A 22742-nucleotide genomic window follows, 5' to 3' on the forward strand; every position below is an offset into this window, starting at 1 on the left:
CATGAAGCCCTACACCGCCCTGCAACTGGAAGGCCGTGACATCTACATCAAGGAAGGCTGCGTGGGCTGCCATTCGCAGATGATTCGTCCGTTCCGCGCGGAAACCGAACGCTACGGCCACTACTCGGTCGCCGGTGAGAGCGTCTGGGACCACCCCTTCCTGTGGGGTTCCAAGCGGACCGGTCCGGACCTGGCCCGCGTCGGCGGCCGCTACTCCGACGACTGGCACCGTGCGCACCTGTACAACCCGCGCAACGTCGTGCCCGAGTCGAAGATGCCCGCCTACCCCTGGCTGGTCGAGAACACCCTGGATGGCAAACACACTGCTGCCAAGATGCAGGCACTGCGCACCCTCGGCGTTCCTTACAGCGATGAAGATATCGCCGGAGCCCGTGACGCGGTCAAAGGCAAGAGTGAAATGGACGCCCTGGTTGCCTACTTGCAGGTTCTGGGCACCTCTATCAAGAACAAACGGTAACGCATGATGGACATCGGGACGCTTCGTGGCCTCGGCACCCTGCTGGTGTTCGTAGCCTTTATCGGCGTCGTGCTGTGGGCCTACAGCAACAAGCGCAAATCGAGCTTCGACGAAGCAGCCAATCTGCCCTTCGCCGACGAAGAGACCCGCACCCCTTCGCGTGACGAGCACTCTTCCAGGAGCAACAACGAATGACCTCATTCTGGAGCTGGTACATCATCCTCCTGACAGGCGGCACCCTGGTGGCGCTGACCTGGCTGATCTTTGCCACCCGCAAAGGCCAGCGCAAAGACACAACCGAAGAAACCCTTGGCCACGCCTTCGATGGCATCGAGGAATACGACAACCCGCTGCCGCGCTGGTGGTTCATGCTGTTCGTGGCCACCCTGGTATTCGCCGTGGGCTATCTGATCCTTTACCCGGGCATGGGTACCTGGAAAGGTATTTTCCCAGGCTACGAGGGCGGCTGGACACAGGTCAAGCAGTGGGAAAAGGAGATGGACAAGGCCGACGAGAAGTACGGGCCGATCTTCGCCAAATATGCCGCGATGCCCATCGAGGAAGTCGCCAAGGACGAGCAGGCATTGAAAATGGGCGGTCGCCTGTTTGCTTCCAACTGCTCGGTATGCCACGGCTCCGATGCCAAGGGCGCTTATGGCTTCCCCAACCTGACCGACCACGACTGGTTGTGGGGCGGTGAGCCAGAGGCCATCAAAACCACCATCCTCAATGGTCGCCAGGCTGTCATGCCGGCCTGGGGAGAAATCCTTGGCGAGCCAGGCATCCGCAATGTTGCCGGCTATGTGCGCAGCCTCTCTGGCCTGAAGAATCCTGAAGACCTCGGCATCGACATTGCCGCAGGTCAACAGATCTACCAGACCAATTGTGTAGTCTGCCATGGTGCTGAAGGCAAAGGTATGCAAGCCATGGGGGCGCCGAACCTGACCGACAAAGTCTGGTTGTATGGCTCCAGTTTTGCCCAGGTGCAGCAAACCCTGCGCTATGGCCGTAATGGCCAGATGCCCGCCCAGAAGGACTTCCTTGGCAATGACAAGGTGCACCTGCTGGCTGCGTACGTGTATAGCCTGTCGCAGAACAATAAAGATCAATGATCCTGTCCAGAGGTGCGACAGCCTGTCGCACCTCTTCTCAGACAGACAGGCGTACCATTAATGCAGTTATAAGATTATTCCTGCAAGTTATAAGCAGGAGTCTCATAAACCGCCGTGGTAAGCCGTGATGACTGAACAAATTCCTGTAAAAAACATAACCCCGAATGGCAAGGGCAACGCTGGCGTTGATCTCTATGCCAAACGGCCGGCCATCTACACCAAGGCCTTTACCGGCCTGTTCCGCACTATCCGCATGGGTGGTGGCGCACTTCTGTTCATCCTCTACTTCGGCACTGTCTGGCTCAACTGGGGCGACCGCCAGGCCGTCTGGTGGGATCTGCCCGGCCGCAAGTTCCATGTCTTTGGCGCAACCTTCTGGCCGCAGGACTTCATGTTGCTGTCCTGGCTGCTGATTATCTGCGCCTTCGGCCTGTTCTTCATTACCGTCTTCGCCGGACGCGTGTGGTGCGGTTATACCTGCCCACAAAGTGTCTGGACCTGGGTATTCATGTGGTGCGAGAAAGTCACCGAAGGTGATCGCAACCAGCGCATGAAACTCGACAAGCAGCCCATGAGCGCCGAGAAGCTGGCACGCAAGACAGCCAAGCATTCACTGTGGTTGCTGATTGGCCTGGTCACCGGCCTGACCTTCGTGGGCTATTTTGCGCCCATCCGTGAACTGATCCCGGAACTGCTTAATGGCCAGGCCAATGGCTGGGCCTATTTCTGGGTTGGCATGTTCACACTCGGCACCTACGGTAACGCCGGCTGGCTGCGTGAGCAGGTCTGCATCTACATGTGCCCTTATGCGCGCTTCCAGAGCGTGATGTTCGACAAAGACACGCTAATCGTCTCCTACGATGCCGGGCGCGGCGAAAATCGCGGCCCGCGCAAGAAGGATGCCGACTACAAGGCTGACGGCCTGGGTGACTGTATCGACTGCAAGATGTGCGTGCATGTATGCCCCACCGGCATCGACATCCGCAATGGTCTGCAAATTGAATGCATCGGTTGCGCAGCCTGTGTCGACGCCTGCGACAGCATCATGGACAAAATGGGCTACCCGCGTGGCCTGGTCAGCTACACAACCGAACACAATCTTTCCGGACAGAAGACCCACCTGCTGCGCCCGCGCCTGATAGGCTATGCCATCGCCCTGTGCGTAATGAGCAGCCTGTTCGGCTATGCAGTGTTCAACCGTTCGCTGACGGAGCTCGACGTACTCAAGGATCGCGTGCTGTATCGCGAGAACGAAGAAGGGCGCATCGAAAACGTCTACACCCTGAAGATCATGAACAAGGCCCAGCGCGATCTTACCTTCAGCATCACTGCCAGCGGTCTGGATGGCTTGGTCTATGAAGGCAAGCAACAGGTCGCCGCCAAGGCGGGCGAAATTCTCTCGCTGCCTGTCGAGCTGTCGCTGGATCCGGAGAAGCTGCCCTCGAGCACCAACACCATCGCCTTCACAATCCAGGCGGTTGAAGACCCGAGCATCAGCGACGAATCCGAAAGCCGCTTCATCGGTCCCACCCTGCGCTAATCAAGGAGCCCCATGTCGCACGCTGACGATCTTTCTCTGCAGCCCTGGTACAAGCAGTTCTGGCCGTGGTTCATCATCGGCATACTGCTCTCCTCGGTCATCCTCGGCCTGTCGCTGCTGACCATCGCCACGCGCGGTGCCGACACACTGGTCGTCAGCAACTACTACGATGCCGGCAAGGGCATCAACCAGTCGCTGGACCGGGAGAAGTTTGCCGAACAGCTGTCCATTCGTGGACAGCTGAGCCTGGACAACGCCACCGGGACCGCCGAGTTGCAGCTGGAGGGCTACAGCAATCCGCAGCAACTGGTGCTCAACCTGATCTCGCCGACCCAGGAAAGCAAGGATCGCCGGGTCATCCTGCAGCCTGTCGAAGGCAAGCGCTATCGCGGCTTGCTGCAAGATGAGGTACAGGGTCGTCGCTTCGTGGAAATCCTCGGCGAAGAAGGTGGGCGTCAGTGGCGACTGTTCGAAGAGGAAGAGCTGGTCGATGGCCAGGTGATCCTCCTCGGTCACTGAACGCTCCATGAGTGCCCCCCTACCCTGCTACCACTGCGGCTTGCCGGTTCCGCCCGGCAGTCGCTTCCAGGCCAGCGTACTGCAGCAGACGCGAGACTTTTGCTGTCCGGGCTGCCAGGCCGTTGCCGAAGCCATCGTCCAGGGTGGCCTTGAAAGCTACTACCAGCATCGTAGCGAAACCGCCAGCAACCCCGAAGCCCTGCCGCGCGAACTGGCTGACGAACTGGCACTCTACGATCGCGCTGAAGTACAGCAACCATTTGTACGCCATGAGGGTGAGCTGGCCGAAACCTGCCTGCTGATCGAAGGGATCAGCTGTGCCGCCTGCGGCTGGTTGATCGAACGCCACCTGCGTACCCTCCCAGGCATCGCCGAGGCCCACCTCAACCTATCCAACCAGCGCCTGCAGGTGCGTTGGCAGTCCAGCCAGCTAGCCCTAAGCGGCATCCTCAAGAGCCTGCGGCGCATCGGCTATGCCGGGCATCCCTATCAGCCTGACCAGGCGGCCGAGCAACTGCACCAGGAAAATCGCCGTGCGCTTCGCCAGCTGGGTGTCGCCGGGCTGCTGTGGATGCAGGTAATGATGGCCAGCATGGCCACCTGGCCTGAGTTCAACCTCGACCTGTCCAGCGATATGGACCGCATCCTGCGCTGGGTCAGCCTGTTCCTCACCACGCCCATCGTTTTCTATTGCTGCACCGGCTTTTTCAAGGGTGCGCTGCGCGACCTGCGCACCCACCACCTGACCATGGACGTGTCGGTTTCCCTGGCCATTGGCGGCGCCTACCTGGCCGGTATCTGGTCAACGGTCAGCGGGCGTGGCGAACTGTATTTCGATGCCGTGGGTATGTTCGCCCTGTTCCTGCTGGCCGGACGCTACCTGGAGCGTCGTGCCCGTGAACGCACCGCCGCAGCGACCGCGCAGCTGGTCAACCTGCTGCCGGCCTCCTGTCTGCGCCTGGATGCCGAAGGTCATAGTCAGCGCATCCTGCTCAGCGAACTGCGCCGTGGCGAACAGGTGCTGGTGCCGCCCGGTACCTTGCTGCCGGCCGACGGCATCATTCTCAGCGGACAATCGAGCATCGATGAATCGCTGCTCAGCGGTGAGTACTTGCCCCTGCCTCGCCAGCCGGGTGATCGCGTGACCGCCGGCACACTGAATGTCGAAGGCCCGCTGACCGTACAGGTAGAGGCACTGGGCCAGGACACCCGACTATCCGCCATCGTCCGCCTGCTGGAGCGCGCGCAAAGCGAGAAACCGCGCCTGGCCGAACTGGCCGATCGCGTCGCACAGTGGTTCCTCATTACAGTGCTGATCGTCGCCGCGTTGGTTGGCCTGGTGTGGTGGCAGATCGACAGTGACCGCGCTTTCTGGATCGTTCTCGCCCTGCTGGTAGCCACCTGTCCCTGTGCCTTGTCGCTGGCCACCCCAACCGCTCTGACCACCGCTACCGGTGCCCTGCACCGTGCCGGCCTGCTGCTGACCCGTGGCCACGTGCTGGAAGGCTTGAACCATATCGATACGGTGATTTTCGACAAGACCGGCACCCTCACCGAGGGCCGCCTGACCCTGCGTCAGGTCGTGCCACTCGGAGCACTGGACAGTACACAGTGCCTGGCGCTGGCTGCGGCACTGGAAAATCGCTCGGAACACCCCATCGCCCGGGCATTCGGTCGTGCACCGCAAGCGGCCGAAGAGGTACGCAGCGAGCCAGGCAAGGGACTGCAGGGGCAAGTGGAGGCCCGCACGCTGCGTATCGGCCAGGCCGATTTCGTCTGTGCCCTGAGCGGCCAGATCGTGCCCGCCATACCCAGCGATAGCGGCCAATGGCTGCTGCTGGGTGACCAGCAAGGGCCGCTGGCCTGGTTTGGCCTGGATGATCGCCTGCGCCAGGATGCCCCGGCACTGCTGGCAGCCTGCCGGGAACGCGGCTGGCAAACACTCCTGCTGTCCGGTGACAGCTCGCCGATGGTGGCCAGTGTCGCCGCACAACTGGGTATAGATGACGCACGCGGCGGCCTTACCCCCGATGACAAGCTCGCCGTACTTCGCCAGCTGCATGCCGAGGGTCGCCGCGTACTGATGCTCGGTGACGGCGTCAACGACGTGCCGGTGCTGGCTGCCGCCGATATCAGTGTTGCCATGGGCAGCGCGACCGACCTGGCCAAGACCAGTGCCGACGCGGTACTGCTCAGTAATCGCCTGGACAGCCTGATCAGCGCCTTCGTCATGGCCCGTCGCACCCGGCGGATCATTATCGAGAACCTGTCCTGGGCCACCCTGTACAACGGCCTGATCCTGCCCTTCGCCGCACTGGGCTGGGTGACCCCGGCCTGGGCAGCCCTGGGCATGTCGCTGAGTTCGTTGCTGGTGGTTGTCAACGCCCTGCGCCTGCAAGCACCTGACAAGGCGCCTAGTGCAACGTCGCACCCTCAGGCCCCCGTCCCGGAGTCCGTATGACCGCTCTCTATGTCATGATCCCGATTGCCGTGATCGTGGTCGCTCTGGCTATCTGGCTGTTCTTCTGGGCCGTAGATAGCGGCCAGTATGACGACCTCGAAGGCCCCGCACACAGCATCCTCTTCGATGACGAAGATCCAGCTCACCAGGCTGGACAGGCCGAGGCCAAGGGGCAGACAGAGGAAAAATCCTCGCATGACGCTTGAGCTGGTCATCCCCGCACTGGTACTCGGGCTACTGGGTGGCGGGCATTGCCTGGGCATGTGCGGCGGCCTGATGGGCGCCCTGACCCTGGCCATTCCGGCGCAGCAGCGCAGTCGTCGCCTGCGCCTGCTGCTGGCTTACAACCTGGGCCGCATCCTCAGCTATGCAACTGCCGGCTACCTACTCGGCCTGGCCGGCTGGGCCTTGGAGAACAGCCCACTGGCCATGCTGTTGCGCGTACTGGCAGCCCTCCTGCTGATCGCCATGGGCCTGTACCTGGCCGGCTGGTGGCATGGCCTGACGCGCATCGAGGCGATCGGTCGCGGACTCTGGCGGCACCTGCAACCCCTGGCCAGCCGACTGCTGCCCGTCAGCAGGCTGCCGCAAGCCTTGCTACTCGGCGCACTATGGGGCTGGCTGCCCTGCGGGCTGGTCTACAGTACCCTGCTGTGGGCTGCCAGCCAGGGCAGTGCGCTGGACAGCGCGCTGCTGATGCTGGCCTTCGGCCTCGGCACCTGGCCGGTTCTGCTTGCCAGCGGCCTGGCCGCCGAGCGCCTGCTGGGCTTGCTCCGGCAACGGGGTATACGCGCGGCTGCCGGCCTGCTGGTCATACTGTTCGGTCTGTGGAGCCTACCCGGCCCACACCAGCACTGGCTGATGGGCCACTGAGCAGAGATTGCAGCGGACAAAACTTGCGACTTTTTGTCCCTTGACACAAGTCAAGTATTCCCTGGCAACTACCCCCTAGACTGGGCGCCATCGAATGACTTTGTCCTGGGTCGACTTTGCATGCTTGACGCCATCCGCTGGGATGCAAATCTCATCCGCCGCTACAACCGGGCCGGACCAGGCTATTGCTCCTACCCGTTGCAGCGACAGTTCCATGAAGATGTCAGCTCCTTCGAGCTACTGCATGCCCTGCGCGAAAGCCGCAAGGCACGTCGCCCGCTGTCCCTGTATGTCCACCTGCCCTTCTGCAACAGCGCCTGCTTTCATTGCGACCGTCTGCGCATCGTTACCCAGGATCGCGAACTCGCCGCACGCTACCTGCACTACCTGCAGCGGGAAATCGACCTGATCAGTTGCCACCTCGACCGTCAGCAGCAGGTCGAGCAACTGCATCTGGGCGGCGGTACGCCGACGTTCTTCAACCAGGAAGAATTGCGTCAGCTGATGGCTCATCTGCGGCAGCGTTTTACCCTGCTCAATGACAGCAGCACCGACTACAGCATCGACGTCGATCCGCGCTCTGCCTCCTGGTCGACCATGGGCCTGCTCCGCGAGCTGGGCTTCAACCGCGTCAACCTGGGCGTGGAAGACCTGGCCCCGCAGGTGCAAAGCGCCGTCAATCGCCAACAGAGCCTGGAGCAGACCTGCAATCTGGTAGAGGCCGCGCGCACCCTGCAATACCGCTCGATCAACATCGAGCTGACCTATGGCCTGCCACAGCAAACCCCGGAAAGCTTCGCCCATACCCTGCAGACCATCATGGCCCTGCAACCCGAGCGCTTGTCGCTACGCCACTATCAGCATCGTCCAGAACGTTTCCCGCTGCAGCAACGCATCAATGCGCTGGAGCTGCCGGGCGACGCAGGCAACCTGGCCATGCTGGAAAATAGCATCGAGCAGCTGACCCGCGCCGGTTATCGCTACATAGGCCTTGAACAGTTCGCCCTCAACGATGACGAGCTGGCGATTGCCCAGGAAGATGGCCTCCTGCAACGCAACGTGCATGGCTATACCAGTCACGGGCACTGTGACCTGATCGGCCTGGGCGTCTCGGCCATCAGCCAGGTGGGTGACCTGTACTGCCAGAACACCTGCGATCTCGAGCAGTACCTGACACAGTTGCACAACGCCCAACTGAGTACCTGCCGCGGACATACCTGCAGCCTGGATGACCGCCTGCGACGCCACATCATCCAGCGCCTGCTGTGCGAGTTCGAGCTGGAGTTCAGCGATATCGAAAAGCCTTTTGGCATCGACTTCCGCAGCTACTTCGCCGACATCTGGAACGACCTCCAGCAAATGGCCAACGACGGCCTGATCGAGCTGTGCGACCGGCGCCTCGATATCACGGCTTCCGGACGCCTCCTGGTGCGCTCGGTCTGCATGCTCTTCGATCGTTACCGCAAACCCCTGACCTGCGCCTGAATCCTGCGACACGTCGTCGCTGACGTGCGCCACTTCACACCCCGCGACAACTGCAGGAGCTGCCTGACAGCAGACCACGCACGCCCGCACAAGCGCCGTCTGGCGCGGCTAGCAGGCCGGTTGTGACAGACACCCACGCCGCAACTGATCCAGATCACTATGCGCTGCGGCCAAGCTATCGATAATCTTGCGGGGGGGAGTATGTCTAGCGGTGTAAGCCGCAGTGGGTTAACCTTGCTCGCACGTTAGCCCAGCCCCAAGGAACTTGCGATGAAAGAGCCGATCAGGGTTCGCACAACCCATCAAGCTCACTGCAACGACTGCAGCCTTGCACCGCTCTGTCTGCCGCTGTCGCTGAACATGGAAGATGTCGCCACGCTCGACGCGATCGTCAAGCGCGGACGCCCGCTGAAAAAAGGCGAATTCCTGTTTCGCCAGGGTGACCACTTCAATGCCATCTTTGCCGTACGCTCGGGCAGCCTGAAAACCTTCAGCGTTACCGATATCGGTGAAGAACAGATCACCGGCTTTCACCTGCCCAGCGAACTGGTTGGCCTGGCTGGCATGGACACAGAAGCCTACCCGGTGTCCGCACAGGCACTGGAAACCACCTCGGTCTGTGAGATTCCCTTCGACCGTCTCGACGAAATTGCCATCCAGCTGCCACAGCTGCGTCGCCAGCTGATGCGCGTGATGAGCCGGGAAATCCGCGACGACCAGCAGATGATGCTGCTGTTGTCGAAGAAGACTGCCGACGAGCGTATTGCCACCTTCCTGGTCAACCTGTCGGCACGCTTCCAGGCACGCGGCTTCTCCGCCAACCAATTCCGTCTGGCCATGTCGCGCAACGAAATTGGCACCTATCTGGGCCTCGCCGTGGAGACCGTTTCCCGGGTGTTCACCCGCTTCCAGCAGAATGGCCTACTGGAAAGCGAAGGCAAGGAAGTACGCATTCTCGACCCCATCGGGCTGTGCGCCCTGGCCGGTGGCAGCGCCGACCGCTAAGCCGCTGGCAAGCAACAACAACGGCCTGCACAGTCCACCTGTGCAGGCCGTTTTGCCATCCGGGCACGACGGACTTGATTTTCAACATGCAGTGTACAGGCGTACACGCCTATACTTCGCCGTCAACACGCGTTAACAGGTTTGTCTTCATGATCTTCGACGAATTTACCGTCAAATCCCTGATCCGTCCGGTGCCCGACTTTCCCAAACCGGGGGTCGTCTTCCGCGACATTACCCCGGTTTTCCAGTCACCGCGCGCCCTGCGCATGGTGGTGGACAGCTTTGCCCAGCGTTATGTGGAAGCTGACTTCAGCCACATCGGCGCCATGGATGCCCGCGGCTTCCTGCTCGGCAGCGTGCTGGCCTATCAACTGAACAAGCCACTGGTACTGTTCCGCAAAGCCGGCAAGCTGCCCGCCGACGTGCTAAGCGAAAGCTACCAGACCGAATACGGCGAAGCCTTGCTGGAGGTACATGCCGATAGCCTGTGTGACGGCGACAAGGTACTGCTGCTCGATGACCTGATCGCCACCGGTGGCACGCTGCTGGCCGCTGCACGGCTGATTCGACGTATGGGCGCCGAGCTGTTCGAGGCAGCCGCCATCATTGACCTACCGGAACTGGGTGGCTCGCAAAAGCTGCAGGATATGCACATCCCTACCTTCACTCTCACCGCCTTCGCCCTCGACGATCGCTGACAGAGCGCGGCAAGACAGCACAACTCGCTGCTCCAGGTAGGCCTTTGCACTACGCGGCAATGCGTACGGCCTACCCGGACAGCCTTCTGACAGCCCGCCACGTCCAGTCCCCAGTCAGCTCGCCCTTACCAGCACCCTGCAAACGCCCGCTCGCCAAGGCAGGCCGAGCTGTGCGCGACAAAAACGCCTGCGACAACACACCGCACACCCCATTGGCGATTATTGATTGAGCCGGTGGCTTTGCTACGACTAAAGTAGTACCGCGCAATACCCCACAGAGTATAAAGATGACAGCCTCTCCGTCGCCCAAGCCATGCACTACCCAGGCGGCCACGTCGGCGCACGCAGGCCCTTCATCCTCACCCTGGCGAATCCCTTTGGTTCGTGAAATAGCGGTGATCGCCCTGATCAAGCTGGCTGTACTGCTGGCCATCAAGGCACTGTGGTTCCCCTCCCCGACCCTGCCGGTGGACGGTAGCGAGCGCGTCAGCCAACACCTGTTGACCGATACCCCGCAGCCGCCTGTTTCTTCTCGCCCTGCCGTATCCAAGGAGTACCGGGATGATCTCGGAACAACTCGTTGACCTATCGCGTTTGCAGTTCGCCATGACTGCCATGTACCACTTTCTCTTCGTCCCCCTCACACTCGGCCTGGCCTTCCTGTTGGCCATCATGGAGTCGGTCTATGTGATGACCGGCAAGCAGGTCTATCAGGACATGGTGAAGTTCTGGGGCAAGCTGTTCGGCATCAACTTCGCCCTCGGCGTCACCACCGGGCTGACCATGGAGTTCCAGTTCGGCACCAACTGGGCCTACTACAGCCACTACGTCGGCGACATCTTCGGCGCGCCGCTGGCTATCGAAGGGCTGATGGCGTTCTTCCTCGAATCAACCTTCATCGGCCTGTTCTTCTTCGGCTGGGAACGTCTGTCCAAGCTTCAGCACCTGGCCGTTACCTGGCTGGTTGCCCTGGGTTCGAATCTTTCGGCTCTATGGATTCTCATCGCCAATGGCTGGATGCAGAACCCGGTAGGCGCCGAATTCAACATCGACACCATGCGCATGGAGCTGACCGACTTCTCGGCGCTGCTGTTCAACCCGGTGGCGCAGGTCAAGTTCGTGCATACCGTAGCCGCCGGCTATGTGACAGGTGCCGTTTTCGTGCTGGCGATTTCCAGTTACTACCTGCTCAAGCGCCGCGACCTCGGCTTTGCCCGGCGTTCCTTCGCCATCGCCTCGGCCTTCGGCCTGGCGTCGATTCTCTCGGTCATCGTGCTGGGCGACGAATCCGGCTACGAGATTGGCGATGTGCAGAAGACCAAGCTGGCCGCTATCGAGGCCGAGTGGGATACCCATGAAGCGCCGGCCGCGTTCACATTGTTCGGTCTGCCTGACCAGCAAGCCATGCGCACCGACTATGCCATCCGTATCCCCTATGCACTCGGCTTGATCGCCACCCGTTCGCTGGACGGCGAAGTGACCGGCATCAAGGACCTGCTGATACAGCACGAGGCGCGTATCCGCAACGGCATGCAAGCCTACGCGCTGTTGCAGCAACTACGCAGCGGTGATCGTAGCCCGGCCACGCTGCAGGCCTTCGACGCCGTGAAGGCCGACCTCGGCTATGGCCTGCTCCTGAAGAAATACACCGAGCAGATGGTCGATGCCACGCCTGAGCAAATCGCCCAGGCCAGCCTCGACACCATCCCGGATGTTGCCAGCCTGTTCTGGACCTTCCGCATCATGGTCGGCTGCGGTGTGCTGATGCTCGCGCTGTTTATCTGCGCCTTCTGGGCATCCGCCAAACGCAATGAGGAGCACAAGCCCTGGCTGCTCAAATGGGCGCTGCTCAGCCTGCCCTTGCCATGGATTGCCGCGCAAACCGGCTGGTATGTCGCGGAGCACGGCCGTCAGCCCTGGTCGATTGGCGAAGTACTCCCCACCCACCTGTCGGTATCCAGTGTGTCCACCACGGACGTCTGGGGGTCGCTGATCGCGCTGGTGGCTTTCTACAGCGTGCTGCTGGTCATCGAGATGTACCTGATGATCCGCTTCGCGCGCCTTGGCCCAAGCAGCCTGCATACCGGCCGCTACCACTTCGAACGCACACAGCCGGCCATCGCCTGAGGAGAATGCCATGCTCGATTATGAAAGCCTCAAGCTGGTCTGGTGGATACTGGTCGGTGTCCTGTTGATCGGCTTTGCCCTGACCGATGGCTTCGATCTGGGAGCCGCCGCACTGTTGCCGCTGCTCGGCCGCGACGATGAAGAGCGCCGAGTCATCATCAACACCATCGCCCCGCACTGGGACGGCAACCAGGTCTGGCTGATCACCGCGGGCGGCGCCTTATTCGCCGCCTGGCCGTTGGTCTATGCCGCCTCGTTCTCCGGCTTCTACTGGGCAATGCTGGTCGTGCTGTTCGCCCTTTTCGTGCGCCCGGTCGGCTTCGATTACCGCAGCAAGCTGGAGAATACCCGCTGGCGACAGAGCTGGGACTGGGGGCTGTGCATCGGCGGGCTGGTACCGGCGCTGGTGTTCGGCGTGGCCTTCGGCAACCTGCTGCTGGGCGTGCCGATTCAGTTCGATGCCGACCTGCGCGTCAGCTACCACGGCAACTTCTGGCAGCTGCTCAATCCCTTCGGCCTGTTGGCAGGACTCGTCAGCCTGAGCATGCTCTGCCTGCACGGTGCCACCTGGCTGGGCATGCGCAGTGAGGGCGCCATCGCCCTGCGCAGTCGCCGTGCCGCACGGTACTGCGCGGTGCTTTACCTGGCCAGTTTTTCGGCTGCAGGCCTGTGGCTATGGCTGGGTGACATTCAGGGCCTGCAACTGGTCAGCGCAGTTGACGGTAACGCTGCCAGCAACCCACTAGCCAAGCAGGTGGCCGTGGGCAATCCGGGTTGGCTGGACAACTACAGCCGCCAACCACTCAGTCTGATCGCGCCATTGCTTGGCCTGGCCGGGGCCGCACTGGCCTGGCTCGGCGCCAGTGGCCGCCTGTTTGGCTGGGCATTCCTGGGCTCCAGCCTGGCCATCATCGGCACGCTGTGCACCGCAGGCTTTGCCTTGTTCCCCTTCGTCATGCCGTCCAGCATTGATCCGCAATCGAGCCTGACCCTATGGGATGCCGTATCCAGCCACAAGACGCTTGGCATCATGTTCGTAGTGGCCTGTCTGTTCGTCCCACTGATCCTGCTCTACACCCTGTGGAGCTACGCCAAGATGTGGGGCACGGTGACTACGGCACAAATCCGCAACAACCCCCACGGTCTTTATTGAAGCTAAACGGGCGATGCTACGCATCGCCCGCTGACGAGGAGCCTGACAGATGTGGTATTTCACCTGGATTCTTGGCGTATTACTGGCCTGCAGCCTGGCCATTATCAATGTCCTGTGGCTGGAAAGCACCCAGGATCTCGACAGCCATGAGCCGTAACAGACACTGGCTACAGCATGCGCTGGCGCGCGCTGTATCGCTGCTGCTGGCCAGCCCGCTGGCCCTGCTGCTGCTGATCCATCCAGCCGCCATGCTGGATAGCCAGGGACGCTACAGCCATGGCTTGCTGATGCTGGTCATGCTGGGCATTTCCGGCGGTTTCGTGCATGGCGTGGGTTTCGACCCACGCCCGCTGCACTGGCGCCTGCTGTTCGGCCCACTCAGCGCCTGGCCACTACTGCTCTTGGGCTATGCGCTGCTCTGGCAGGCGCAAACCACCTAGCCGTTACAGCCCCAGCACCGGACCACCCTTAGCCAGGGCGCGCTGATAAGCCGGACGTGCCTGCAGGCGCGCATGGTAGGCGCCCAGGCAGGGCGACTCGCTGGCCTGGCCACGCGCCAGCAAGGCTTCGATGGCAAAACTCATCTGGAAATCGGCCATGCTCAGTTGCTCACCGGCAAACCAGCGGTGCGTGGCCAGATGTGCTTCGATAAATGCCTGCGCGCTGCGAAGGTTCGGATCGATCAGGCTGGCTTGCACCTTGCTGCACAGGCCTCGCGCGATGGGACGCACAAAAAACGGCATGGGCTTGTTGGGAATCACCGTGAACACCAGCTTCATCACCAGCCAGTTCATCAACGACCCTTCGGCGTAATGCATCCAGAAGCGACACTGACGATGTGCCGGTGTACCAGGCGCAGGCTGTAGACCAGCCAACTCGCCACTGGCCTGGCTGGCGTAGCGTTCCACCAGATACTCGATGATTGCTCCGGACTCGGCGATGACTTCATCGCCATCCGTGATCACCGGCGACTTACCCAGCGGGTGGACAGCCTTCAGTTCTGCCGGTGCCAGGCGCGTCAGCGGATCACGGCGGTAAACCTTCAGCTCATAGGGCACCCCCAGCTCTTCCAACAACCAGAGGATGCGCTGCGAGCGCGAGAATTCGAGATGATGCAGGGTCAACATGGGGCAGTTATCCAGAGCAACCAAGGTGCGCCACGTTAACCAGACAGTATGCCGGCTGACAACACTCATTCAGCAACGGATGCAGCCAGCATAGGCAGGCGGCATGATGCACAGTCACAAAACCGTCATCGCGGCTCGGCAGACTCGACCCGCCACGTTAAGCTGCCAGCAGTTTTCTGCCTGATCATTTCCCCTATGTGCAAACCCCTAGCTGCGCCAGACTCACCCTGGCAGGTTTTCCTGATTTTCCTGCGCCTGGGGCTAACCTCCTTCGGCGGCCCCTTGGCCCATCTGGGCTACTTCCGCCAGGCCCTGGTGGTGGAACGCCGCTGGCTCGACGAGGCACGCTATGCCGAACTGGTCGCGCTCTGCCAGTTCCTCCCCGGCCCCGCGAGCAGCCAGGTAGGCATGGCCCTGGGCCTGCAACGTGCCGGCTATGCCGGGGCCCTGGCCGCCTGGTGCGGCTTCACCTTGCCCTCGGCGGCGCTACTCATCGGCTTTGCCCTGGGTCTGCAAAACTGGTCAGACAGCCTACCAAGCGGCGTACTGCAGGGCCTGAAGATCGTCACCGTGGCGGTAGTCGCCCAGACTGTATGGGGCATGGGGCGTAGCCTGTGCCAGGGCGCGCGGCGGGCCAGCCTGATGGTGTTGGCCTGTCTGCTGATCTTGCTCTGGCCTTCAGCGTGGAATCAGCTGGTGGTCATTGGTCTGGCGGCCCTGGCCGGCATGCTGTGGCTGCAGGCGCCTGTCGAAGCTGCTGCGGCGCCTGGCTCGCGCGCCGCCGGCGCAGGTCCGGCATGGCTCTGCCTGCTGCTGTTCATCGTACTGCTGTTCGGTCTGCCACTAGCGGCCGACTCCAGTCAGTGGCAACCGTTGCAACTGGTGGATGCCTTTTACCGTGCCGGCTCCCTGGTGTTTGGTGGCGGCCACGTAGTGCTGCCGCTACTGCAGGCCGAAGTGGTACCCAACGGCTGGGTCAGCAACAGTGATTTTCTTGCCGGCTACGGCGCTGCGCAGGCGGTACCCGGTCCACTGTTTACCTTTGCCGCCTTTCTCGGTGCCGTCCAGCACGGCCCGTTGAATGGCTGGAGTGGCGGCCTGCTGTGCCTGCTGGCAGTGTTCCTGCCGTCCTTCCTGCTGGTCGCCGCCGCCCTGCCCTTCTGGGATCGCCTGCGTCACCTGGCCCGCATGCAGGCCGCCATGGCCGGGGTGGGTGCGGGGGTGGTCGGCCTGCTGCTGGCGGCGCTCTACCAGCCGATCTGGTATAGCGCGATTGCCGGCCCGCGCGAGCTGGCGCTGGCCTTGCTCGCCTGGCTGGCTCTGCAGTACTGGCGCCTGCCGGCCTGGCTGGTGGTGCTGGGCTGCGCGCTGTGCGGCGGCCTGCTCGGCCTGGGCCACTGACAGGCCGAGCAGGCTACAGATACCACTGGTATTCGCGTGGGCTGATTGCATGGAGAAAGGCCAGGTGATCCTGGCGCTTGTTCTCGCAATAAACCATCACGAACTCACGCCCCAACGCCGCCTGCACGGCAGCGCTGTGCTGCATGTTGCGTACGGCCTGCAGCAGATCAAGAGGGAAGTCGATGCCGCTGTGACGGTCCTCATTGAGCGGGGCAATGGGTTCACAGCCGGCCTGCAAGCCATGTTCGATGCTGGCCAACAGCGCCGCCAGCACCAGATAAGGATTGGCGTCGGCTCCCGGCAAACGGAACTCCAGGCGCAGGTTATGCGGATCCGCATCGGGAATGCGGATACAGGCATCGCGATCTTCGTAGCCCCAACTGGCCTTGCTGGCCGCATTGACCGCCGCCCCCAGGCGCCGGTAACTGTTGTGATTGGGCGCGTAGATCGGCATCAGCTGCGGCAGCAGCGCCAGGCAGCCGGCCACCGCGTGGCGCAGCGGGCGTTGCTCATCGACTGCCAGCAGATTGGCACCGGCCGCATCGTACAGGCTGACATGCACATGCATGCCGCTGCCGGGGTACTGCAGGTAGGGCTTGGCCATGAAGCTGGCCCGATAGCCATGCTGACGTGCCACGCCACGCGTGCTGCGACAGAACAACGCCGAACTGTCTGCCGCCTGCATGGGATCCTGGCAATGGTTGAAATTGATCTCGAACTGTCCCGGGCCGATTTCCGCGGTGATCACCGTGGCATCGATACCCTGCAGGCGCGCCGTGGCGGTCATGTCATCGAGTACATCGGCAAAACGTGACAGCCGCTCGATGTGCATGCTCGGCTGGTCATCGGCATCACCGCCATAGGGGTCGTGCGGGTACTGCGGCAGCCCCTCCTTGAGTGCCTTGTCGAACAGGTAGAACTCCAACTCGAAGGCCACCACCGGATGAATGCCGCGTGCAGCAAGACGCTGTACCACTCGTGCCAGCACCTCACGAGGCTCGAACTCGATAGGCGCGGCGGTGCCATCGGAGGTGATCAGCATCTGCCCCAGCGGCTGGCTTTCCCAGGTCACCGGGCGCAAGGTGCCAGGCACCAGACGGCGCAGCGCATCCGGGTCGCCATCATGAAAGCAATAGTCGCCAATTTCATAGAGACCGCCCTGCGCGCCCAGCAGCACGCAATTCTGCGGCAGCTTGAGCGGGCTGCCGGCGGCCACCTTCTCCAGCAGTTCGATGGGATAGCGCTTGCCATAGAAATGCCCGGGAATGTCCAGGCAGATCAGGTCGACAAAGCGAACTTGCGGGTACTGCTGGCGAAATTGCCGGACTTCACTGAGCAGATCGGGAAAACAGGCTGTCATTGTTATTGTGTCCTGCAGGTAGCGAAGAAAACGTCAGGTGTATACCCACAACACGCGCGCCGGACTGTCGCCGAGGTTGGCATAGCGCAAGCGGGCATAACTGGGGATCTGGAAGGCATCGCCCGGGCCAAGGGTCACGCACTGTTCCGGCTCACCGAGCCACAGGGTGAGCTGCCCGGACAGCACGAAGCCGCCCTGTTCGGAACGGTCCTGCATCTGCCGCTCACCACTCAGCGCGCCCGGCTCGAGCAGGCTGTCGAGCAAGGTAAAGGCACCCTGCAGGGTCGGCGAGGCCATGATGTCGGTAATCCCGTGAGCCAGGTACAGGGTGCGCCGCTCATGGGCCCGCGTCACCCAGGCTACGGCACGTGGCTGGCTGAGGCTGTAGAAATAGCTGGTCGGCACATCCAGTGCTTCACTGATGGCCGTCAGGTCGGCCACGCTGGGCTGGGACAGGCCGCGTTCGACCTGGGAGAGAAAGCCCACCGAGCGGCCGATGCGTTCGGCCAGCTGGCTGAGCGTAAGCTTTTTATGCTTGCGTAGATCGTGAATCAGGATGGCCAGTGCGGCCATCTCTTCCTGCTTGTCCATGGCGAAAAGCCTATGGCGCGCCACACCCGCGCCTCATGAAATTGGCAAACTGCAATTTCATGAAAATCTAGGCTTATTTTTTCACAAAAGCCAATGCCGTTTCGGCATGGCCTGTCTGCACACTACAAACCCATCTGCTTACTGATGATCTCGTTCATCACTTCCCGGGTGCCTCCGCCAATCGACAGGATGCGGTTATCCCGGTACAGCCGCTCGACCAGCGACTCACGCATGAAGCCCATGCCACCGAGTATCTGCGTGGCGTCGTAGGTGATGCGATCGGACACATCGGTGGCAAAGTTCTTGGCCATGGAGATTTCCTTGATCACGCTCTTGCCGGCCGCCATCTTGGCCGCCTGCCGGTAGGTGAACTCGCGCGACACCTCCAGCTGCGTGGCCATTTCGGCCAGGCGGTGCTTGAGTACCTGGAACTTGCCGATCGGCTTGCCGAAGGCCTGCCGCTCATGCGCCCAGCGCGTGGCCTCTTCCAGTGCCAGCTGCGCAGTCATGTTGGCCATGATCGCCAGGCTCAGCCGTTCGCTCTGGAAGTTCGCCATGATCCCGGCAAAACCCATGTTTTCCACGCCGATCAGGTTATCCACCGGCACCTTGCAGTCATCGAAGAACAGTTCGGCGGTATCCGAGCACCACCAGCCCATCTTTTTCAGCGAACGCCCAACGCTGAAGCCTGGCGTGCCCTTTTCGATCAGCAACAGACTGACGCCGCCAAAACCGTCGCCGCCGGTACGCACGGCTACCGTGTAGTAGTCGGCACGCACACCGCTGGTAATAAAGGTCTTGCTGCCGCTTACCCGGTAGTAGTCTCCCTCACGCAGCGCACGGGTCTTCAGGCTGGCCACGTCAGAACCGCCTGACGGTTCGGTAACCGCCAGGGCCATGATCTTCTCACCGGCCAGCACCTCGGCCACCACCCGGTCACGCAGGGCCGGCTTGGCCCACTTGAGCACTGGCGGCAGGCCGATATCCAGTGAGCCGAGCCCGGCCACCAGGCCACCCGAACCGCAACGCATCAGCTCTTCACTGGCGGCCACCTTGGCAAACAGATCGCCCTCGTAACTGCCACCAAAGCGCTCCGGATAGCCAATACCCAGAATCCCAGCAGCACCGGCTTTCTGATACAGCTCGCGCGGGAAGCTCTCGGCCTCTTCCCAGTCGGCAATATGCGGAAGAATTTCGCGCTCGACGAATCGGCGCACGCTGTCACGTACCTGCTGGTGCTCGGTGGTGAAATATTCCTGAAAGGCGGACATGACGGCTCCTGGGCACATAAAAGAGTAAGTGCCAGGACTATAACCAAGCGCTTGCTTGGTTAACAAGAAGGCATTCTCGCCAGTTAAGCCGTCATAACTGCCAGAAGCTACGCAGGTTGCAGACTACAACCACTGTCATGCTGCGTATGAGCTGCTGCGCACTGCCTGCACTCAGCCAAGCATGGGCCGCCGGCCGGCCAGGGCATGCGCCAGGGTACCGCCATCCACCAGCTCAAGCTCGCCGCCCAGCGGCACACCGTGGGCAATACGCGTCAGTGCCATCCCTTTACCTTGCAGCGACTGGGCGATGTAGTGCGCAGTCGCCTCGCCTTCCACCGTGGGATTAGTGGCGAGGATGATCTCGGCAAACTGCCCGGCTTCGATACGCTGCAGCAGCTCGGGAATACCAATGGCCTCCGGACCCAGGCCATCCAGGGGCGAGAGGTGACCTTTGAGCACAAAGTAGCGGCCGCGATAGCCGGTTTGCTCCACCGCATAGACATCCAGCGGCCCTTCCACCACGCACAGCAGGTTGTCGTCACGCCGCGTATCACTGCACAGGTTGCACAGCGCCTCCTCGCTGAGGGTGCGGCATTGCTGACAATAACCAACCCCCTGCATGGCTGTCGCCAACGCCTGCGACAGGCGCAGGCCACCACTGCGATCGCGCTCAAGCAACTGCAAGGCCATGCGTTGCGCGGTCTTCTGCCCGACTCCGGGCAGGATGCGCAAGGCATCGATCAACTGGCGAATCAGCGGGCTAAAGCTCATGACACCTCAGGTTAAAAAGGCAAAGAAGGAGGAAGGACGCCCGCCACAAACGCTGTTCGACGTGCCTGACGGGCGCTTGCAACGGCCTCAGAAGGGCATCTTGAAGCCTGGGGGCAACTGCATGCCGGCCGTCATGCCGGACATTTTCTCCTGGCTGTTCTGCTCGACCTTGCGTACCGCGTCATTGAGCGCGGCGGCAATCAGGTCTTCGAGAACCTCCTTGTCTTCCTGCAGCAGGCTGTCATCCAGGCTGACGCGCTTGACGTCGTGACGCCCGGTCATGACCACGCTCACCAGCCCGCCACCGGCTTGCCCGGTGACCTCGGCGTTGGCCAGCTCTTCCTGCATTTTCTGCATTCTTTCCTGCATCTGCTGGGCCTGTTTCATCAACCCGGCCATGCCACCTTTCATCATGTCGTTGTCCTCAGCTGTTCAGGGGTTCGATGGAGTCGGCGCGCAATGTGGCACCGAACTGTTGAATCATTTGCTGGACCAGCGGGTCGGCGTGGATCGACGCCTCGGCGGCACGCTGGCGCTGGGCGCGCGCCGCGGCAGCCGCTTGCGCTGGCGTCTGTTGCTGCGGTGCAGCCACTTCAACACGCACCTGCAGTGGGCGACCCAGCTGCTGGCGAATCGCATCGCCCAGGCGCTGCAACTGGGTATTGTTGAACAGCGCACTGTGCGCCGGGTCCAGATGCAGCAGCCAGTCATCACCTTCGGCACTCACCAGGCTGCAATTGGCGGCAATGCTGCCCGTCAGCCCGCTCAGCCCCAGACGCGGATAAAGTGCCAGCCACTCCGCCGCCAGGCCGCTGGCAGGTGCCACGGCCAGCAACTCACAGGCCTGCGGCAGCACTTCTTCTTCCTCGGCAAAGTGATAGTCGAGGCTTTCGCCATCCGCTTCGTAATAGTCGTAATCACCCGGCGGCGGCTCATCGTCATCCACCGTCTCCTCGACGGCCGGGACAGGCAGCAGCGGCACAGCCTCCTCCACGCGCGGCTTAACCGTCTCAGCCACTGGCTGCGAAAGCGGCAGCGCAGCCGGCTCAAGCACTACGGCTGCTTCAGGCTCAGGCTCAGGCTCAGGCTCAGGATTGGCGGCCTGCCAGGGCAGGTCAAGTCCACCGGAAGTAGCACTGGCTACAGCGGCTGGTGCTTGCTCAGCGGGCAGCGCTGCCGGTACTTCGGCCACCACGGCAGTCGCCTCGACCACCGTCCGGGCCGGCGAAGACGTGGTGGTCGCACGCTCCGCCTCAGACTTTAACGGTGTACTCGGCGGTATCAGGCTGGTGCCGGCCGGCCGAAAGGCCAGCATGCGCAGCAGGGCCATTTCAAAGCCGCTACGCGGGTCGGGCGCGAGAGGCAAATCGCGACGGCCGATCAAGCCCATCTGGTAATAAAACTGCACATCCTCGGCCGGCAGCGCCTGGGCCAGTGCCAGCACACGTTCGCGATCGCCCTGGCCGTTATCCACCGCATCCGGCAGCACCTGGGCAATCGCCAGGCGATGCAGCACATTAAGCAGCTCGGCCAATACCCCGTGCCAATCCGGGCCCTGTTCAGCCAGCTGGCGAACAGCCTCCAGCAAGGCCCGGGCATCACCGGCCAGCAAGGCTTCCAGCACCCCGTAGACCTGTCCGTGATCGAGGCTGCCAAGCATGGCCCGCACATCGGCCGCCAGCACCTTGCCTTCGCCAAAGGCAATCGCCTGGTCGGTCAGGCTCATGGCGTCGCGCATCGAACCATCGGCCGCACGCCCCAGCAACCACAGCGCATCTTCCTCAAAGGGAATCTGCTCGGCTTTGAGCACATGAGCCAGGTGTTCCACGACACGCTCGGGCGGCATGCTCTTCAGAGAAAACTGCAAGCAACGCGACAGAATGGTCACCGGCAGCTTTTGCGGGTCGGTGGTTGCCAGCAGGAACTTGACGTAAGGCGGCGGCTCTTCAAGGGTCTTGAGCAGCGCATTGAAGGAATGCCCGGAGAGCATGTGCACTTCGTCGATCAGGTAGACCTTGAAACGCCCACGGCTGGGTGCGTACTGCACGTTTTCCAGCAACTCACGAGTATCTTCGACCTTGGTACGACTGGCCGCGTCCACCTCGATGAGGTCGACAAAACGGCCTTCATCGATTTCCCGACAGATCGAGCATTGCCCGCAGGGCGTGGCGCTGATACCCGTTTCGCAGTTCAGGCACTTGGCGATGATCCGCGCAATGGTGGTCTTGCCCACGCCACGGGTACCGGTGAACAGGTAGGCATGGTGCAGACGCTGACTGTCCAGAGCGTTGACCAGGGCTTTGAGCACGTGCGCCTGGCCGACCATCTCGCCGAACGAACGCGGACGCCATTTGCGTGCAAGAACCTGATAACTCATGGAAAACCATCACCGGCAAAATCGCTGAAGGCGCCATGCTAGCGGAGCGACGGGCAAATTGCACCCAAGCCGCAGCGGCGAAAGGCAAAGGTGAGCAATGAAGCGAAAAGCGCAGGCAGAATAGCTGCAGAAGATGGAGGCGGCCCCGCCAGCCACACCCCGGCACACGATGTCACCGCTGCGGCTGCTCCCTTCCGGGCCTGACCGGGTTCACGGCTGATCGTTGCGAGGGGACCGACAGGACCGCCATAACGACACCCGCCTGGCGGCGAGCGGCGCCATTGTACCGGCTTACCGGCAAGTTACAACCGTTGCGTGACATGCTTGGCCAGAAGCCTGGGGTGCGACAATTAGGCCGAGGTATTTTGTACTGCCCAGGGTACGCAAGCTGGG

24 protein-coding genes and 1 other RNA gene are annotated in these 22742 nt (G+C 62.0%); 17 read left to right on the forward strand and 8 right to left on the reverse strand.

Going from position 1 to position 22742, the window contains the following annotated elements; all coding sequences use genetic code 11:
• The 16 genes from ccoO to CFY91_RS05350 form a co-directional block, all read left to right on the forward strand.
• The coding region (gene ccoO, locus CFY91_RS05275; RefSeq protein ID WP_106408245.1) for a cytochrome-c oxidase, cbb3-type subunit II at positions 1–478 on the forward strand (478 nt) is incomplete at its 5' end.
• A 6-nt stretch (positions 479–484) separates the two neighbouring features.
• On the forward strand, positions 485–673 hold the full coding sequence (locus CFY91_RS05280) for a cbb3-type cytochrome oxidase subunit 3 (RefSeq protein ID WP_093985352.1): 189 nt from the start codon (positions 485–487) through the stop codon (positions 671–673).
• Positions 670–1590 (forward strand): cytochrome-c oxidase, cbb3-type subunit III, encoded by a 921-nt coding sequence (ccoP, locus tag CFY91_RS05285; protein ID WP_093985307.1) that lies wholly within the window; start codon positions 670–672, stop codon positions 1588–1590. The genes CFY91_RS05280 and ccoP overlap by 4 nt, the downstream gene beginning before the upstream one ends.
• A 127-nt stretch (positions 1591–1717) precedes the next feature.
• Positions 1718–3130, forward strand: a complete 1413-nt coding sequence (ccoG, locus tag CFY91_RS05290; protein WP_093985308.1) for a cytochrome c oxidase accessory protein CcoG — start codon at positions 1718–1720, stop codon at positions 3128–3130.
• A gap of 12 nt (positions 3131–3142) precedes the next feature.
• Positions 3143–3649: a FixH family protein gene (locus CFY91_RS05295; protein WP_093985309.1), complete on the forward strand. Its 507-nt coding sequence runs from the start codon at positions 3143–3145 to the stop codon at positions 3647–3649.
• 7 nt (positions 3650–3656) lie between these two features.
• Entirely contained in the window at positions 3657–6110 is a 2454-nt protein-coding gene (locus CFY91_RS05300) for a heavy metal translocating P-type ATPase (RefSeq protein ID WP_093985310.1), read from the forward strand.
• Entirely contained in the window at positions 6107–6316 is a 210-nt protein-coding gene (gene ccoS, locus CFY91_RS05305) for a cbb3-type cytochrome oxidase assembly protein CcoS (RefSeq protein ID WP_093985311.1), read from the forward strand. The genes CFY91_RS05300 and ccoS overlap by 4 nt, the downstream gene beginning before the upstream one ends.
• Entirely contained in the window at positions 6306–6983 is a 678-nt protein-coding gene (locus CFY91_RS05310; protein ID WP_093985312.1) for a sulfite exporter TauE/SafE family protein, read from the forward strand. The genes ccoS and CFY91_RS05310 overlap by 11 nt, the downstream gene beginning before the upstream one ends.
• A gap of 120 nt (positions 6984–7103) precedes the next feature.
• Positions 7104–8468: an oxygen-independent coproporphyrinogen III oxidase gene (gene hemN / locus CFY91_RS05315; RefSeq protein ID WP_093985313.1), complete on the forward strand. Its 1365-nt coding sequence runs from the start codon at positions 7104–7106 to the stop codon at positions 8466–8468.
• A 270-nt stretch (positions 8469–8738) separates the two neighbouring features.
• Entirely contained in the window at positions 8739–9473 is a 735-nt protein-coding gene (fnr, locus tag CFY91_RS05320) for a fumarate/nitrate reduction transcriptional regulator Fnr (protein ID WP_093985314.1), read from the forward strand.
• A 149-nt stretch (positions 9474–9622) separates the two neighbouring features.
• The gene (locus CFY91_RS05325) at positions 9623–10171 is read left to right on the forward strand and encodes an adenine phosphoribosyltransferase (protein WP_093985315.1); all 549 of its coding nucleotides are present in this window, start codon (positions 9623–9625) and stop codon (positions 10169–10171) included.
• Between the two features lie 377 nt (positions 10172–10548).
• Positions 10549–10755 carry a cytochrome oxidase putative small subunit CydP gene (gene cydP / locus CFY91_RS05330; RefSeq protein ID WP_165765301.1) on the forward strand — a complete coding sequence of 69 codons (207 nt, stop codon included), beginning with the start codon at positions 10549–10551 and terminating at the stop codon, positions 10753–10755.
• The gene (locus CFY91_RS05335) at positions 10733–12298 is read left to right on the forward strand and encodes a cytochrome ubiquinol oxidase subunit I (protein ID WP_093985317.1); all 1566 of its coding nucleotides are present in this window, start codon (positions 10733–10735) and stop codon (positions 12296–12298) included. The genes cydP and CFY91_RS05335 overlap by 23 nt, the downstream gene beginning before the upstream one ends.
• Positions 12299–12308: 10 nt before the next feature.
• Positions 12309–13451 (forward strand): cytochrome d ubiquinol oxidase subunit II, encoded by a 1143-nt coding sequence (cydB, locus tag CFY91_RS05340; protein ID WP_093985318.1) that lies wholly within the window; start codon positions 12309–12311, stop codon positions 13449–13451.
• Between the two features lie 49 nt (positions 13452–13500).
• Positions 13501–13608, forward strand: coding sequence for a cytochrome bd-I oxidase subunit CydX (gene cydX, locus CFY91_RS05345; protein ID WP_093985319.1), 108 nt, complete (start codon positions 13501–13503; stop codon positions 13606–13608).
• Positions 13598–13891, forward strand: coding sequence for a cyd operon YbgE family protein (locus CFY91_RS05350; RefSeq protein ID WP_093985320.1), 294 nt, complete (start codon positions 13598–13600; stop codon positions 13889–13891). Before cydX ends, CFY91_RS05350 begins: the two co-directional genes overlap by 11 nt.
• Positions 13892–13894: 3 nt before the next feature.
• On the opposite strand, the gene CFY91_RS05355 is transcribed toward CFY91_RS05350, so the two are convergent.
• Positions 13895–14578 carry a glutathione S-transferase family protein gene (locus CFY91_RS05355; RefSeq protein ID WP_093985321.1) on the reverse strand — a complete coding sequence of 228 codons (684 nt, stop codon included), beginning with the start codon at positions 14576–14578 and terminating at the stop codon, positions 13895–13897.
• Between the two features lie 195 nt (positions 14579–14773).
• Between CFY91_RS05355 and chrA the strand changes: the two genes are divergently transcribed.
• Positions 14774–15979 carry a chromate efflux transporter gene (chrA, locus tag CFY91_RS05360; protein WP_093985322.1) on the forward strand — a complete coding sequence of 402 codons (1206 nt, stop codon included), beginning with the start codon at positions 14774–14776 and terminating at the stop codon, positions 15977–15979.
• Between the two features lie 13 nt (positions 15980–15992).
• Here chrA and CFY91_RS05365 read toward each other — a convergent pair whose 3' ends face one another.
• The 7 genes from CFY91_RS05365 to ffs all read right to left on the reverse strand — a co-directional run bounded on the left by CFY91_RS05365 (position 15993) and on the right by ffs (position 22589).
• A complete protein-coding gene (locus CFY91_RS05365) occupies positions 15993–17339 on the reverse strand; it encodes a glutamine synthetase family protein (RefSeq protein WP_093985323.1) in 1347 nt (448 codons plus the stop codon).
• 33 nt (positions 17340–17372) lie between these two features.
• Positions 17373–17930 carry an XRE family transcriptional regulator gene (locus tag CFY91_RS05370; RefSeq protein ID WP_093985324.1) on the reverse strand — a complete coding sequence of 186 codons (558 nt, stop codon included), beginning with the start codon at positions 17928–17930 and terminating at the stop codon, positions 17373–17375.
• Positions 17931–18052: 122 nt separating this feature from the next.
• Complete coding sequence (locus CFY91_RS05375) at positions 18053–19201, reverse strand: acyl-CoA dehydrogenase family protein (protein WP_093985325.1); 1149 nt, start codon at positions 19199–19201, stop codon at positions 18053–18055.
• Positions 19202–19372: 171 nt separating this feature from the next.
• On the reverse strand, positions 19373–19972 hold the full coding sequence (recR, locus tag CFY91_RS05380; RefSeq protein WP_093985326.1) for a recombination mediator RecR: 600 nt from the start codon (positions 19970–19972) through the stop codon (positions 19373–19375).
• An 87-nt stretch (positions 19973–20059) separates the two neighbouring features.
• Positions 20060–20386, reverse strand: a complete 327-nt coding sequence (locus CFY91_RS05385) for a YbaB/EbfC family nucleoid-associated protein (protein ID WP_093985327.1) — start codon at positions 20384–20386, stop codon at positions 20060–20062.
• Between the two features lie 10 nt (positions 20387–20396).
• Positions 20397–22349 (reverse strand): DNA polymerase III subunit gamma/tau, encoded by a 1953-nt coding sequence (gene dnaX / locus CFY91_RS05390; protein WP_093985328.1) that lies wholly within the window; start codon positions 22347–22349, stop codon positions 20397–20399.
• Positions 22350–22492: 143 nt separating this feature from the next.
• Positions 22493–22589: signal recognition particle sRNA small type (gene ffs, locus CFY91_RS05395), an RNA gene on the reverse strand.
• Positions 22590–22742 lie beyond the last annotated feature (153 nt).

The sequence above is a fragment of the Pseudomonas fluvialis genome, assembly GCF_002234375.1.
In the GTDB taxonomy this organism is placed as follows: domain Bacteria; phylum Pseudomonadota; class Gammaproteobacteria; order Pseudomonadales; family Pseudomonadaceae; genus Aquipseudomonas; species Aquipseudomonas fluvialis.

Excerpts from the sequence above, each read along its gene's own strand:
- CFY91_RS05310 (WP_093985312.1), top strand. The coding sequence starts at position 6,306 with ATGACGCTTGAGCTGGTCATCCCCGCACTGGTACTCGGGCTACTGGGT.
- recR (WP_093985326.1), bottom strand. The coding sequence starts at position 19,972 with ATGAGCTTTAGCCCGCTGATTCGCCAGTTGATCGATGCCTTGCGCATC.
- chrA (WP_093985322.1), top strand. The coding sequence starts at position 14,774 with ATGTGCAAACCCCTAGCTGCGCCAGACTCACCCTGGCAGGTTTTCCTG.
- ccoG (WP_093985308.1), top strand. The coding sequence starts at position 1,718 with ATGACTGAACAAATTCCTGTAAAAAACATAACCCCGAATGGCAAGGGC.
- CFY91_RS05295 (WP_093985309.1), top strand. The coding sequence starts at position 3,143 with ATGTCGCACGCTGACGATCTTTCTCTGCAGCCCTGGTACAAGCAGTTC.
- CFY91_RS05300 (WP_093985310.1), top strand. The coding sequence starts at position 3,657 with ATGAGTGCCCCCCTACCCTGCTACCACTGCGGCTTGCCGGTTCCGCCC.
- cydX (WP_093985319.1), top strand. The coding sequence starts at position 13,501 with ATGTGGTATTTCACCTGGATTCTTGGCGTATTACTGGCCTGCAGCCTG.
- dnaX (WP_093985328.1), bottom strand. The coding sequence starts at position 22,349 with ATGAGTTATCAGGTTCTTGCACGCAAATGGCGTCCGCGTTCGTTCGGC.
- CFY91_RS05355 (WP_093985321.1), bottom strand. The coding sequence starts at position 14,578 with ATGTTGACCCTGCATCATCTCGAATTCTCGCGCTCGCAGCGCATCCTC.
- CFY91_RS05335 (WP_093985317.1), top strand. The coding sequence starts at position 10,733 with ATGATCTCGGAACAACTCGTTGACCTATCGCGTTTGCAGTTCGCCATG.
- CFY91_RS05280 (WP_093985352.1), top strand. The coding sequence starts at position 485 with ATGGACATCGGGACGCTTCGTGGCCTCGGCACCCTGCTGGTGTTCGTA.
- CFY91_RS05370 (WP_093985324.1), bottom strand. The coding sequence starts at position 17,930 with ATGGACAAGCAGGAAGAGATGGCCGCACTGGCCATCCTGATTCACGAT.
- CFY91_RS05350 (WP_093985320.1), top strand. The coding sequence starts at position 13,598 with ATGAGCCGTAACAGACACTGGCTACAGCATGCGCTGGCGCGCGCTGTA.
- CFY91_RS05375 (WP_093985325.1), bottom strand. The coding sequence starts at position 19,201 with ATGTCCGCCTTTCAGGAATATTTCACCACCGAGCACCAGCAGGTACGT.
- cydB (WP_093985318.1), top strand. The coding sequence starts at position 12,309 with ATGCTCGATTATGAAAGCCTCAAGCTGGTCTGGTGGATACTGGTCGGT.
- ccoS (WP_093985311.1), top strand. The coding sequence starts at position 6,107 with ATGACCGCTCTCTATGTCATGATCCCGATTGCCGTGATCGTGGTCGCT.
- CFY91_RS05325 (WP_093985315.1), top strand. The coding sequence starts at position 9,623 with ATGATCTTCGACGAATTTACCGTCAAATCCCTGATCCGTCCGGTGCCC.
- ccoP (WP_093985307.1), top strand. The coding sequence starts at position 670 with ATGACCTCATTCTGGAGCTGGTACATCATCCTCCTGACAGGCGGCACC.
- hemN (WP_093985313.1), top strand. The coding sequence starts at position 7,104 with ATGCTTGACGCCATCCGCTGGGATGCAAATCTCATCCGCCGCTACAAC.
- fnr (WP_093985314.1), top strand. The coding sequence starts at position 8,739 with ATGAAAGAGCCGATCAGGGTTCGCACAACCCATCAAGCTCACTGCAAC.
- CFY91_RS05385 (WP_093985327.1), bottom strand. The coding sequence starts at position 20,386 with ATGATGAAAGGTGGCATGGCCGGGTTGATGAAACAGGCCCAGCAGATG.
- CFY91_RS05365 (WP_093985323.1), bottom strand. The coding sequence starts at position 17,339 with ATGACAGCCTGTTTTCCCGATCTGCTCAGTGAAGTCCGGCAATTTCGC.